This is a genomic window from Paenibacillus sp. IHB B 3415 (assembly GCF_000802655.2).
Taxonomy (GTDB): domain Bacteria; phylum Bacillota; class Bacilli; order Paenibacillales; family Paenibacillaceae; genus Paenibacillus_AQ; species Paenibacillus_AQ phytohabitans.
This window is the reverse complement of record NZ_JUEI01000266.1, coordinates 1-302: the sequence shown is the minus strand read 5'-3', so window position 1 is coordinate 302 and position 302 is coordinate 1. Positions and strand designations below refer to the sequence as shown.

At 45.4% G+C, this 302-nt stretch carries 1 tRNA gene; it reads right to left on the bottom strand.

Annotated elements, in window-relative coordinates:
* Positions 1-222 precede the first annotated feature (222 nt).
* Positions 223-299, bottom strand: a tRNA-Arg gene (locus tag QW71_RS36555).
* Positions 300-302: the final 3 nt, after the last annotated feature.

The window sequence follows — 302 nt, the reverse complement described above, 5'->3', positions numbered from 1 at the left end:
TTCCCACTCGATTTTGAGTCGAGCGCGTCTGCCATTCCGCCACGCCGGCAAATTATAAGTATATATCCATTACGGACCATTTAAATGAAATAAGAAATAATGGCGCGCCCTGAGAGATGCGGATGCTACGCATCCGATTGCGAAGTAATTCTATCGAAGCTTATGCTCCAACGAACTCGTTCGAATCTTAAGGACACTTTGATTATTCAATGAAGTTATAAATGGCGCGCCCTGAGAGATTCGAACTCCCGACCTTTTGATTCGTAGTCAAACGCTCTATCCAGCTGAGCTAAGGGCGCAAA